At 42.3% G+C, this 13856-nt stretch carries 9 protein-coding genes and 2 tRNA genes; 7 read left to right on the forward strand and 4 right to left on the reverse strand.

The annotated features are described in order from the left end of the window. Positions 1-672: 672 nt before the first annotated feature. From K0T93_RS01815 to K0T93_RS01820, 3 genes are read right to left on the reverse strand one after another with little or no spacing between them, the layout of a single operon-like run. Positions 673-822 (reverse strand): hypothetical protein, encoded by a 150-nt coding sequence (locus K0T93_RS01815; protein ID WP_225721690.1) that lies wholly within the window; start codon positions 820-822, stop codon positions 673-675. After that, a complete protein-coding gene (locus tag K0T93_RS04290; protein WP_320412667.1) occupies positions 813-1067 on the reverse strand; it encodes a squalene/phytoene synthase family protein in 255 nt (84 codons plus the stop codon). The genes K0T93_RS01815 and K0T93_RS04290 overlap by 10 nt, the downstream gene beginning before the upstream one ends. Beyond that, on the reverse strand, positions 977-1531 hold the full coding sequence (locus K0T93_RS01820) for a squalene/phytoene synthase family protein (RefSeq protein ID WP_255601768.1): 555 nt from the start codon (positions 1529-1531) through the stop codon (positions 977-979). Before K0T93_RS01820 ends, K0T93_RS04290 begins: the two co-directional genes overlap by 91 nt. A gap of 190 nt (positions 1532-1721) precedes the next feature. Between K0T93_RS01820 and K0T93_RS01825 the strand changes: the two genes are divergently transcribed. The 7 genes from K0T93_RS01825 (at position 1722) to K0T93_RS01855 (ending at position 10929) form a co-directional block, all read left to right on the forward strand. Further along, a tRNA-Leu gene (locus tag K0T93_RS01825) sits at positions 1722-1808 on the forward strand. 1026 nt (positions 1809-2834) lie between these two features. Further along, positions 2835-4190 (forward strand): trigger factor, encoded by a 1356-nt coding sequence (tig, locus tag K0T93_RS01830; protein WP_225721691.1) that lies wholly within the window; start codon positions 2835-2837, stop codon positions 4188-4190. Positions 4191-4267: 77 nt separating this feature from the next. Then, positions 4268-4921 (forward strand): ATP-dependent Clp endopeptidase proteolytic subunit ClpP, encoded by a 654-nt coding sequence (gene clpP, locus K0T93_RS01835; protein WP_225721692.1) that lies wholly within the window; start codon positions 4268-4270, stop codon positions 4919-4921. Positions 4922-5076: 155 nt separating this feature from the next. Beyond that, on the forward strand, positions 5077-6327 hold the full coding sequence (clpX, locus tag K0T93_RS01840) for an ATP-dependent Clp protease ATP-binding subunit ClpX (RefSeq protein ID WP_225721759.1): 1251 nt from the start codon (positions 5077-5079) through the stop codon (positions 6325-6327). A gap of 217 nt (positions 6328-6544) precedes the next feature. Continuing rightward, positions 6545-8962 (forward strand): endopeptidase La, encoded by a 2418-nt coding sequence (lon, locus tag K0T93_RS01845; protein WP_225721693.1) that lies wholly within the window; start codon positions 6545-6547, stop codon positions 8960-8962. Between the two features lie 420 nt (positions 8963-9382). After that, positions 9383-9455, forward strand: a tRNA-Val gene (locus tag K0T93_RS01850). A 238-nt stretch (positions 9456-9693) separates the two neighbouring features. Beyond that, positions 9694-10929 carry an MFS transporter gene (locus K0T93_RS01855; RefSeq protein WP_225721760.1) on the forward strand — a complete coding sequence of 412 codons (1236 nt, stop codon included), beginning with the start codon at positions 9694-9696 and terminating at the stop codon, positions 10927-10929. A gap of 846 nt (positions 10930-11775) precedes the next feature. Here K0T93_RS01855 and pgi read toward each other — a convergent pair. Continuing rightward, entirely contained in the window at positions 11776-13401 is a 1626-nt protein-coding gene (pgi, locus tag K0T93_RS01860; protein WP_225721694.1) for a glucose-6-phosphate isomerase, read from the reverse strand. Positions 13402-13856 lie beyond the last annotated feature (455 nt).

The raw sequence follows: 13856 nt of genomic DNA on the forward strand, positions 1-13856 counted from the left end.
CTATGCTGTAACGGCCGATCCACTCCTCAGCTTAGACTTTATAGTCGCTGACTATATGTAAGTGGGTAATTCTATTTAACGGGGGCGTGAACCACGCCATCATTTATAGATAGCTACACTAAAGCACTAAAGCTCTAGTCGGCCTATGCGTTGCTCGGCTATGATGTAAGTAGTGAATAAAACAAGATTGCGTACTCTCCATTAGCGTTCACAAATATAATTTACCGTTTACAGGGGAAGAATAGTTAAAGCTAAGATTTCCTTCGAAGGCAAACAGTATCGCGAATATATAAATTCAGGTATTGGATCTTTTTTATCACAGCGCGTTTTTAAGGATAATTAGTACTATGTGGAATCCATGCTCTTACGCGCCTTATTATCTACTATACAAGTATAGTTCAATATACTATTTATACAATTAACTAAAAAGCATAGGATTTTCTGATGAAAACCCGCACAGTAACACTAAATTAAGTAAACGCGTGCGAAACATTCTAGAATGTCACACAGTTATCAGACTATTAATCATTATAATATCTTATTTAGTTTCTCATTATTAATTGATAATAGCCTTATACAAGGTCTCTCCTCCATTAGAGCGTTAAGATATTACTTCTAATCAGCGTGTAGCTCGGTGCGAGCTGAGGTTATTAGAAGCAACTTAAATAATAATTATTCGTTAGAAGGAGAGAGAGGTAGCTGGTGCCAGTACGTTAACGCGCGCACCAAGCAATCCATAACCTGCGTAGAGGCATCAGCGCGATGCGCTGATGCAGCATGCGATAGTTCTACCTCTACTTCGTGGAGCAGTTCTAGCAACATATAGGCTGTGCACGGAGCACGCGCTGCGTTTTTCGTTCGAATAAGGGCATCGTGTCAAGAGCTTCAGTAAGGGCGCGACGCACACGTTCCACTTGGAACGACATCAATTGTGTAAAGCCTTTACTGTAACGAGAGTGTAGGATATCGTCAGCTGTCACACTAAATTGCTGCATCTCATCGATGGGTATGTAGATGCGGCCACATCGAGCGTGCGCGCCAGTGCGCTCAACAATACTTGCAAGCAGTAGCTCGCCCTAATCTCGGTGCCCCCCGACGCCAAGGTAGATAGGTCACACGCTGTGACTCTGGCTATTGTATTCGCCAATGTAGCCCCCACTTTTTCTAAGTAATGCTGCAATTCTAAGAAGTCGATATAGCGGACCCGGTTCAGGTCCATCTGATAGCCCGACAACCATGTCATAAACGTCCCGATCGGCGGGCATGCTGGTATAAGGCTCGCTATCGCTTGCGTTGCTGGATGGGTTGGTATGTCCTGTGCAAGGGCACTCAATTCACTTTGCCACCAGGTAAATTTAACGTGTCCAACAGCGGGATCACTTGCATCGCTGATGCTTTCAGCAAGCTTTTGATGCAATGCATATAGCGCCGTCAATAAGGGTTGCGCTGTCAACGGTGCACGCTGAAAAGCGTAATATGTACTAGATCCAACTGGTGCAGCTTTTTGTTGGCAATAATTATAAATATTCACACAAAACAAAAGGTAAAGAATCATGTGCGGCATATGATGCACGAGAAGAGCTGAAGCTTAGCATTTACTATATTTACAGCGCAGACAACGCGAAGAAAATTTGTTAGAATATCCAATGCGTAGCGACAGCCTCTGAGGCTAACACAAAATAAAATAGCACAATCGGGTAATATACAATCTATCCCTAGATGCGAGGATGGCGAAATTGGTAGACGCACCAGGTTTAGATCCTGATGCCCGCAAGGGTGTAGGGGTTCGAGTCCCCTTCCTCGTACCATGGCTTTACCGTTTACGTGTTTACGTTTATCATGAAGCAGCTACGGGGTTTATGCGCAAGACTTAATCTGTTATATGAATTATCATCGTTAGTAATCCTGGCATCTCTTTTAACATCAAAAATGTTAAATCTTTCGTAGCAAAGTGCTGAATATTTTGTTAGGTAAAAGACATTTCTCGCCTTACTTCTGAGATTGACGCTTAGCTCCCCAAGAGTCGGGGTTGTCTAAAAACGATCAACACAATTTTTTAAAAACCAGAATGCTACCATAAGTATAGGTTAAACATCGGTTATGAGTATCGGCCGGTGTTTGCAACATATTCGTTTTAGCATACGAGACAATCATTTCTGTGTCCTGATACCCTCTACGTTATGTGCCCAAGCAAACACCTGGCCAAGTATCCCAGCCTAGGATATCGTTATTTTAGTTAGTTTTTGCAATTATATAATTCCGTGATATAGCAAGTAGCACTCATACAGTGTACTAAGTTAGTTGTATGACAAATTGTTCCGATATGCAAACGGTTAGGTTCATACAGGCATTTGTAATAAAGGTGCTAATTTGTACTTTTTAATTAGGACTCATATTTAATTCTGATAGTCTTTAAGCATATGTATGCCAAATAAAAGATTGGGGGTCTAGATTGCTTAAAACAAGCATATAGTATTTCTCCTACTAAGGAGTTTAAGATCTAAATTCAACGTGACGATACCACTTCGCAGTAGAGCGCCGGGATCAAGCATAATAGCTAGAAAATAGCACGCTAAGCGTGCACCGTATCTCCATAAACGTGACATAGCGTGCTGTTTTGAAAGCCCCCCTTAGTACTAGCTGTCGAATCGACAATAGAGGGCAAACTGCATTAACAAAACAAGCTTATAGACCGTCATCTATGGAACAAATCCAATAGAGTCTAGTAAGGGAAAATTGTGCGCTATACAGAGTAAACTTGCTATATATCGGGCTAGCTCTTGCATGGCGCTCTGAGAACTAGGCATTCGAATACTTGAGAATAGATAAGATTCATGGCTAACGTTATAAAAAACCTCGGTAAACTTCAGCGGTGTATAACGATTTTGTTACCGAAGAAGGTTATCCAAAAAGAAATTGAGGAACGTATACGCAGGCTGTCAAAAAATGTCCGCATTCCTGGTTTTCGCCCCGGAAAAGTGCCATTGAAAATAGTTGCACAACGGTACACTAACCAGCTTAAGATAGAAATACTAAGAGAGAGGCTTAGCCGGGAGTTCTTCGATATTGGTAGCGCTGAGAGCCTGCAAGTCGCGGGACAACCGAGCTTCGAAGCGAACAAAGAATCCTTGGAAAGTGACACGTATATATTTGATGCGACTTTTGAGGTCTATCCGATAATAAAGCTTGGCGACATCTCGAGTGTAGAAATACAGCGGAAAATAACAACAATTGGCGATACTGAAGTTGACCGTATTCTTGAAATTTTATACAAACAGCGGATGTGTTTCCGCTCTCCTAATAATACAAACGAGCCTGGATTGATCGGAGATGATGTAGGTGTGCAGAGCGGTGATTGCGTAACAGTCGACTTCGTAAGCAAGATCGGCGGCAAAGAATTTTCCGGGGCTAGCGCAGAGAATTTTACATTTGTGCCAGGCAAAAGCCCGATCCTAACAGAGTTTGGACAAGCGACGCTAGGTTTAAAAGTAGGGGAGTCCAGGGAGTGTAGCCTCAAGTTTCCAGTCGATTCTTATTTTAAAGATATAGCTGGTAAAACTGTATGCTTCGCAATTCACATCAAAAAAATTGAACGTCTTCATCCGCTCGCAATCGATACGGAATTTTCTAAGTCTCCCGGTATTGCAGATAGCAACTTAGAAAAGATACGTTTGGAGATCAAAAATAATCTAGAACGCGAGGTAAGGCGCTGTACGCAGGCTGTCCTAAAAAATCAGGTAATGGATTCCCTATTAAGTCTTGCTGACTTCGATGCACCGAATGTGCTAATCGAACAAGATTGGCATCGGCTGATTGAAATAGAGCGTCAGGATCTGGCACGCCGCGGCGTGCCAGATTCAGTTAAGACTCTGATCTCGACAGAAATATTTAAGCAGCAGGCTGAGCGCCGGGTAAAGCTCGGGTTAATTCTGTCTGAGTTAGTGAAGGAGCATAAGCTGGAGGCTAAACCAGAGCAAATCCGAATTGAGGTAGACAAATTTTCAAAAAGCTACGAGGATCCAAAGAAAGTTGTGCGCTGGTATTATTCGAATCAGAAGAACCTTGCTGAGATAGAAGCATACGTGGTTGAAAACAATGTCATTAACTTCGTGCTAGGTAAAGCGAATGTAACCAATAAAGAAGTTAGCTTTGAGGAATTAATAAGCGCTTCACAGGCAGCTCAGGAGTAGCGCTGTTGAGCATTCAATGAGTCTGCTAACGCATGCTCATGAAGGCATCTAGAAATTCCAGATAGAAGGATAGACCAATGACGTTCCGTACAGATTTTCTGAATCAACTGGCTACTCATACTCCTGAGGATTTCGAAACGCACGCTCTAGGCCTTGTACCGATGGTCGTTGAGAAGAGTGGACGGGGTGAGCGAGCTTACGATATCTATTCGCGCCTTCTGAAAGAGCGTTTAGTTTTTCTGGTAGGCGAGGTAAACGACCAAACTGCAAATTTGATCGTTGCTCAACTACTTTTTCTAGAAAGCGAGAATCCAGATAAAGATATTAGTTTATATATCAACAGTCCAGGCGGTTCAGTGTCTGCGGGCATGGCGATTTACGATACGATGCAATTTATAAAACCAGATGTAACTACGCTATGTATGGGACTAGCAGCTAGCATGGGAGCATTCTTGCTCGCCGCCGGCGCAATAGGCAAGCGTATTGTCTTACCAAATGCTCGCATTATGATCCACCAGCCACTAGGTGGTGCACGTGGCCAGGCATCCGATATTGAAATTCAGGCTCGGGAAATCCTTTTCTTAAAAAGACGGTTAAATAATCTGTTCTCTCAGCATACTGGACAACCTGTCGAACAGATCCAGCGCGATACAGATCGCGACAATTTCATGTCAGCCGAAGAAGCGAAAGTCTATGGGTTGATCGACCGGGTTTTGTATAAACGTCCATAACGCATTGTTAGTTAAAAAGACTCGCCGTTAAGCCAGTCGGAGGTTTTATCGATAATCTTCGACAAAAGTTAGAAACAGAGCTTATAACTGGCTTAGAAATAGCGAGTTATTAATCAGCATATGATGTGAAAAAGCGTCCGGAGGCTTATATATTTATGGCGGACAACAAATCTACGAATGGCGAGAAACTGCCATATTGTTCATTCTGCGAAAAAGGTCAGCATGATGTCATGAAACTCATCGCAGGACCATCAGTTTTTATTTGTGATGAATGTATTGATCTATGTAATGAAATTATTCATGCTGAAAAAGCCGCCGCCGGCTGTGATAAAAAAACGACGCTATCGTGTTTACCTAGCCCCCCAGAAATACGTGCAATCCTTGATCAGTATGTGATCGGGCAGGAACAGGCGAAGAAAATTCTTGCAGTAGCAGTGTACAATCACTATAAGCGTCTTAAACATCTTGATAAAAAAGGCGACGTTGAGCTTTCTAAGAGTAATGTTCTATTAATTGGTCCAACTGGCTCAGGCAAAACTTTGCTCGCGCAGACTCTTGCAAGAGTGCTAAACGTTCCATTCGTTATCGCGGATGCAACCACCCTAACAGAGGCGGGGTATGTTGGCGAAGATGTTGAGAATATTATTCAGAAATTGCTTCAAAATTGTAATGGCGAGGTTGAAAAAGCGCAGCATGGAATTGTTTATATCGACGAGATCGATAAGATTAGCCGAAAATCTGATAACCCGTCTATTACTCGTGACGTATCAGGTGAAGGTGTACAGCAAGCATTACTTAAGCTAATCGAGGGAACAATGGCATCTGTGCCCCCACAAGGCGGTCGAAAGCATCCGAATCAAGATTTTGTACAGGTCGATACAACTAATATCTTGTTCATTTGTGGAGGAGCATTCGATGGTCTCGAAAAAATGATCACACGCCGTACAGAAAGAAGCGGTATTGGTTTTGGAGCTAGTCTAAAGAGCAAGCAGGATCGTGACGCGGGGGAAGTTTTGCAGGATGTCGAGCCTGAAGATCTAATAAAATTCGGTCTCATTCCAGAACTTATTGGCCGCTTACCAGTTGTTGCAACGCTGGGCAAGCTTAACGAAGCTGCGTTAATAAAAATTCTAGTCGAGCCAAAGAATGCATTGGTAAAACAGTATTATAAGTTGTTTAATCTGGAACAGGTAGAGCTCGAAATTCGTCCCACCGCGCTATGCGCGGTCGCGAAAAAAGCAATTCTCCGAAAGGCAGGTGCACGCGGGTTACGTTCGATTTTAGAACAGGTATTACTAGATATTATGTACGAGCTGCCAATCCTTAAAGGAATTAGAAAAATTGTTATTGATGAGAATGTTATTAATGGTAATAGCAAGCCATGTTTAATCTATGAAGATAGATAAAAAGTATACGAAAACAATTAATCAGTAATGTATCTATTTCTCGAGGTTTATTATAGTGAGATAAGTGGCTTTTCTCATTTAAAGCAAAACAATTCTAAATTTTTACGAATACTACAATCCAGATAAAAGTTTTTATATTTTCTGACACCCTAAGGCTTGCAATCAAGCGTTATTGTCTTAATTTTAGAACGCACTTAACTTTTTACTAAGGATAAAAATGTCAGGAAGCCCACTTCTTCCGACTGAATGCCACACTTTTCCGCTGCTTCCGCTACGGGATGTAGTCGTGTTCCCGCACATGGTAGTACCTCTATTTGTTGGCCGCCCAAAATCGATTAAGGCCCTTGAGGTGGCAATGGAAGGTGGCAAGCATATCATGCTAGTCGCACAACAATCTGCTGGGAAGGACGAGCCGACTGAAAAAGATCTCTACGAAGTCGGATGTGTCACGAATATCCTCCAAATGCTTAAATTACCAGATGGTACTGTGAAAGTACTAGTCGAAGGGTTGCGGCGTGCAAAGACTATATCTGTTAAAGAGCAGGAGGCAATGTTCTTATGTGAGTTAATATTTCTGGAGTCAGACTGCGCTGACGGCGCAGAGACTGAAGCGGCACGCCGTGCTATTATTTCACAATTTGATCAATATGTAAAGCTTAACAAAAAAATTCCTCCTGAAATCTTAACATCACTATCCAGTATTGATGAAGTGGGTCGTCTTGTCGATACGATTGCTGCGCATCTGCCACTAAAACTACACCAGAAGCAGAACATTCTGGAGATATCTCCTGTAATTGCGCGCTTAGAACACTTACTTGCGCAGCTTGAGTCTGAAATTGATATCTTACAGGCTGAAAAGCGTATCCGTGGACGTGTGAAGCGCCAGATGGAAAAGAGCCAGCGCGAGTATTATCTTAACGAGCAAGTTAAAGCAATACAAAAAGAGCTTGGAGAGGGGGAAGATGGCGTCGATATTGAAGAGCTCGAGAAGAGAATTACAGCCGCGCGTATGCCTAAAGAAGCAAAGAAAAAAGCAGATGCCGAGCTAAAGAAGCTGAAGCTAATGTCACCAATGTCTGCCGAAGCTACAGTTGTGCGCAACTATATTGAAACATTAATTAGTTTGCCCTGGCGCAAGAAGAGTAAGGTTAATAATAATCTAGAAAATGCCGAAAGTGTACTAGATGAAGACCATTTTGGTCTTGAAAAAGTAAAAGAGCGTATCCTAGAGTATCTCGCAGTCCAGCAACGTGTAGATAAAGTAAAAGCGCCAATTCTATGTCTAGTTGGTCCTCCTGGTGTTGGTAAAACTTCACTTGGACAATCGATTGCCCGCGCAACAAACCGCAAGTTTGTTCGCATGGCTCTTGGCGGAGTACATGATGAGAGTGAGATACGCGGTCACCGTCGAACTTATATTGGATCAATGCCTGGAAAAATCCTGCAAAGTCTGACAAAAGCAGGAGTGCGTAATCCACTGTTTTTACTTGACGAAATTGATAAAATGGGGAGGGACTATCGAGGCGACCCATCATCTGCATTACTTGAGGTGCTCGATCCAGAACAGAATCATACATTCTCAGATCACTACGTCGAAGTTGAAGTCGATCTATCTGACGTAATGTTTGTAGCGACCTCAAATTCACTCAAGATTCCAGCACCGTTGCTAGATCGAATGGAAGTCATCCGCCTGTCAGGCTACACTGAAGACGAAAAGGTCAACATTACACAGCGCTACTTAATGCCTAAGCAGAAACGCAACAATGGCTTAGGAGAAAGCGAAATCGAGGTGACAGAAGCCGCAATTCGGGATATAGTACGCTACTATACCCGTGAAGCCGGGGTGCGTTCGCTTGAGCGCGAAGTGTCTAAAATATGTCGAAAAATTGTAAGAATGCTGCTGTTAAAGAAAGAAAATAGCGCGATCAGGGTCGATAAAGACAATCTAAATATATTTCTTGGCGTACGGAAGTTCGATTTCGGACTAGCCGCAAAAGAAGACCAGATCGGTCAAGTTACAGGGCTAGCATGGACAGAGGTTGGTGGCGATTTGCTAACAATTGAGGCAGCACAAATGCCCGGTAAAGGCAGTGTAATTCGTACCGGCTCACTCGGTGATGTGATGAAAGAATCTGTTGAGGCTGCCCGCTCAGTCGTGCGTTCGCGTTCGCGTCGTCTAGGTATTACGGATGAAGTATTCAAGAAAAAAGACATTCATATACATGTACCAGAAGGTGCAACGCCGAAAGATGGTCCTTCCGCAGGCATTGCGATGACAACTGCACTAATTTCAGTGCTAACTAACATCCCGGTGCGGGCTAATGTCGCGATGACTGGAGAGATTACACTACGTGGGGAAGTATTACCGATAGGCGGACTGAAGGAGAAATTACTAGCCGCACATCGTGGTGGTATTAAGCTTGTATTAATTCCAGAAGAAAATATAAAAGATCTTGCTGAAATCCCAGATACGGTAAAGAACTCAATTGAAATTGAGCCAGTACGTTGGATTGATAAAGTATTAGAATGGGCACTTGTACGTATGCCAGACGCGCTTCCAGAAGATCATACTAAGACTGCTCCAGTCGCAGATAGTCAGGTAAAAGATGCGACCGCCGAAGTTGTAAAGCACTAAAATCTGTATGTAAGCTCCAGTTTCACTGGAGTACTACAACAGAAGTAACTTTGAATTTTTTATGAAAATTTGTTGCACTCTGGGTATGATAGGGGTTTTTATAAACTAGCTTGAAAAATAGTTGTGGACTAAAAACTTTTTGATATCGTACATATAGATATACTGATAAACGTCATTTTCTTAAAAATGTTGAGAAAAACTGTATAAGTGTATATATCACAGTACAACTAACGCACTACCTAAACTAAGTCGTAATCCTGTAAGCCTATAAGCAGTTATAATATTGTCGCAATTGTTATAACATGGGAAATGTATAAAACAATCGTATAACTATTAGTATTCCAAAATACCGAAAATCCTTGGCAAAGCATTAAAAGATATGACAGAATTAGACCCTGTGCATGGGTCAAATAGTAATATGGGTGCTTAGCTCAGTTGGTAGAGCGACGCCCTTACAAGGCGTAGGTCGGGGGTTCAAACCCCTCAGCACCCACAGTTGTTTTTCGTTATAAAACTAATATTATACTTAAATATGTATAAAAATTAGCTTTAGGTAGCATGCCATTTGATATGAAAACACTCACAGTAAATAAGTCTCGATAAATAGTTGGTTAATGCTTGATATTACGCTAGTGGTTTCAGTATTGACGCCTGGGCTCTCTATAAAAATTAAGAGTGCGGTTCTTAAAATAAGAAGAGTACGCAAGACCGCAATTGCCAAGATAAATTCTATGTTAAAAGTCAACAATGAAACTATAACTGACGTGTCGTCAAAAAATCTTTACCCTCATGCAAAAAGTAATGTCGCTAGACTCACTATAGCGCAGGCACTCGCCGGTGCTAATTCTACTGTGATATATGCAACGGGAGCAATTATTGGAAATATGCTCGCACCTAGTCATGCCCTAGCGACCTTCCCTATTTCGGTTTTTGTTGTCGGAATGGCTGCATCATCACTGCCGGCTGGAGCTATTGTCCAGCGCTGGGGCCGACGAGCCGTTTTTATGATTGGTGCTGGGTGCGGTGTGCTTTCTGGCTTGCTTGCAGCCTGGGCTGTTAAATTAAGTTCATTCTATTTATTTTGTGTTGCGACTTTTTTCGGGGGTGTTTATGCAGCTGTTGTGCTCTCTTTCCGCTTTGCGGCTGCAGATTGTGTTCCCGACGAGCAACGCTCACGTGCGCTGTCGTTTGTTATGGCGGGGGGGGTTTTCGCAGGAATTATTGGACCTCAACTTGTCATTTGGACTATGAGCTTGTGGGCACCTTATCCATTCGCAGCGACTTTTATAGCGCAAGCAGTAGTGGGCGTATTTTCTGCACTCCTTTTGCAGGGAGTTCGCCTTCCACGATCGCCTATAAAAAAGGGGCTTTCAGAGGGGCGTTCGATTGCTCTTATACTTCGTCAACCCAGATTTATTACTGCGGTGATCTGTGCAGTCGTATCCTACTTATTGATGAACTTTCTCATGACAGCCGCTCCCTTTGCTATGCAAATGTGCGGTCTGTCTCAGGTTTCTTCTAATCTTGGCATTCAATGGCATGTAATTGCAATGTACGCGCCAGGCTTCTTTACTGGTACTCTTATTGCGCGATTTGGCGCACAACGAGTTGTTACGGTCGGGCTTATTCTAATCACGCTTTCGGCTATAACGGGTTTGCTTGGCGTAGATGTAGGTCATTTCTGGCTGACGCTTATTCTACTCGGTATTGGTTGGAACTTTGGCTTTGTTGGCGCTTCCGCCGTCGTGCTAGAATGTCATCAGCCGGAAGAAAGTATTCGAGTGCAGTCGCTTAATGACTTTATTGTATTTGGAACGATGGTCTTCGGCTCTTTCTTATCGGGAAGCCTGCTAGCAACATTCGGATGGGAAACAGTGCTCTGGTTTTCATTTATTCCACTAATAGCAGCTGCGATCACACTAGTACTTGCCGCACGGTATTCTTACCTAGATACACGAGCTACATAATTATCTTGTCACTAGAAGTTCTATTAACAGATTAGCATCCTAGCAACCTAAGACTTAATCTCTAGTTGCTAGGATATTATAAGCAGTAGAAAAGACATATTTTATTCTAAAATTACTTATTATTTAATAATGCTTATACAAATACGAGTTAAAAACTATTATATTGCATTCGATGCAATTATTTAAATTTAAAAAACGCATTAGTTATTACTGATGCTAATATAAATAGGTATAACAACTACGCTCTACAGCGTGTATAGAGAAATTTAGTAGTGCTGCGCACTATCTAACTAGTTAGATAGTGCGCAGATAAAGTTTGATAGCAGTGCGCCCGGTTTCAAATAGACCAGCTACGTCGATTCGATAACAACTTATGTTTATTAGAATTCTTTTAATAGCTTTATATGGATACTGTATAGCTATTTACTAGGAGTAAACTAGATGCTTCCCAATACTGGTCTTAGGATATTTTATAGTGACGGCTAGTCTGAACTTTAAAGTACTTAGTGTTAAGTTATTGGAAGATGGTAGCATCGGTTAAAAATTGAGTGTAATTCAAGTTCGTCTAATAAGATTAGCTTTAATCTAGTATAAAGTTTAATGTCTCTCGGCAGCGCTATTGCAATTCGAGCCAATACTAGCTGATAGTCAGATTTTCTGTCCTTATTGCTACCAGAGTTCTATTGGTGAGATTAATTATTAACTCGTTAAATTGGGAGGTGGTTTTCAAGTTAAGCCTCTAGCGAAGTAAGCGGTGTTTAGAAAATGCTGGTAATCTATAGATATACTCTTACTTTATTGCGTTAAAACATTGCTTTCTTAGAGCAACTGAGCATGATGATGCCTTTAGCGAGTTATAGCTTCGCGCGCGCGAGCGATTAATGCGCTTGTAGATGAATCATGTTTTCGTAGATCAGCTGATGACGCCGATATTAAATCTGACTCAATGACTTTGCTGAGAATTTTACCTAGTTCGACACCCCATTGATCGAATGGATTAATGTTCCATATGGCGGCTTGTACGAGTGTCTTATGCTCATACAGCGCGATTAGGGCTCCAAGCGAGCGTGGATTCAACTCGTTGAGTAGGATTGTATTTGTTGGTCGATTTCCGGGGAAAACTATATGCGGTATAAGTGCTGTCTGCTTACGCCCGACGATATTTTCTGCCTCCGTCTCTGTACGTCCTAGCATCAGTGCCTCGCTTTGTGCAAAACAATTCGCTAGCAGTTTTTCGTGATGACCAGGTAAGGAATGATTGGGCGCTAGTGATACAATGAAGTCGACCGGTACAATTGTTGGCCCTTGATGTAGCATTTGGAAGAATGCATGCTGGCTATTCGTGCCCGGCTCTCCCCAGACCACCGCTGATGTCGGATAATCAATAAAGCGCCCGTCCAGCGTTACGGATTTTCCATTACTTTCCATTTCTAGTTGCTGCAAGTACGCTGGCAAGAAGTGCAGCGCCTGAGAATAAGGCGCGATCACGTAACTTTGTAAACCAAAAAAATTGCGATACCAAATGCCGAGAAGTCCAAGTAATACCGGAAGATTGCGCTCTAAAGGCGCGCAGCGAAAATGCTCATCTATTAGATAGGCGCCTTCAAGTAATTGATCGAATTTTTCAGGTCCAATCGCAATCATTATTGATAACCCAACTGCGGACCATAGTGAATAACGTCCACCAACCCACTCCCACATCTCGAATACATTATCGGGCTCAATGCCAAAACGCACTACTTCTGAAAGGTTAGCTGACACAGCAATAAAATGCTGAGCTAATTGATCTGATGAACAACCACTTCGCCTAAACCAGTCGCGCAATGAATGAGCGTTTGTCATTGTTTCCGACGTTGTAAATGTTTTTGATACCACAATCGCTAATGTATGTTCTGGATTAATTTGCTCTAGTACGTTCTGAAGATCAATACCGTCAATATTAGACACGTAGTGTATATGGATATCCGATTTTTTAAGATGATGCAATGCGTGTACAACCATCTTCGGACCTAGATCTGAGCCTCCAATGCCAATATTAACGACGTGCTGAATTGGCTTTCCGGTGTAGCCTATCCATTGCCCATTACGTACTCGTTCAGCAAAGACTGCCATTTTTGCGCGGCCTGCTTTGACCTGCGCCGCGTATGGCGCACTCGGGTCAGAAGTCCGTAAAGCAGTATGTAATGCGGAACGATGCTCAGTTGGATTCACGATACCACCAGTGAACATCTCATCGCGTCGTGCTTGCACATTAGTTTCTCGAGCGAGCTGAATCAGTAACGCGATCGTTTGTTCGTTTACACGATTCTTTGAAAAATCCAGCGTGAGCCCACCACCATTTATAGTAAATCGATCTGCTCGCGTAGGAGCCGGATCGTTTTCGGAGGCAAACCAATCTCGCATATGACAATCGCGGATAGATTCATAGTGAGCAGTAAGGGCAGACCAGGTGGGAAGTGAATTTAGGTTCATAACCATGTTTATCTCTGTGATAAAAGAAAGTAGCCGCTGGTAGCTATGCTGACATAGCTCTTATATAGATTTAAACGGGTCAGTATTAACTATAACAATGCGGATAACATCCTAAGTTGTCTCTTCAACTGCGCTTAATTTAGAGGTAAATACTAGGTAGGACACGGTATTCGTACAATGTAAGCGTTCCGTCAGCGTTTCTTAGTCAATATATTTACTGATAAAACATAGCGATTTGTCTTAAGCAGCAAGTAAGAGAGTGCTATAAGTTTTAGTATATTTAATGGCATGGCTTGTATAAAATGCGTCCATTATCATCTCTAGCATAGAAATTACTAGCTATATTGCATAAGTGTGTTAGCTACTAGCTACTCAAGACGTTAAGCAATATAGGTAGTACGTAGTATCTATATCTATAAGTCTAATGATGCACGTCGCAGTACAATCTAATTCTT

It is taken from the genome of Candidatus Vallotiella sp. (ex Adelges kitamiensis), assembly GCF_020342435.1.
GTDB lineage: Bacteria > Pseudomonadota > Gammaproteobacteria > Burkholderiales > Burkholderiaceae > Mycetohabitans.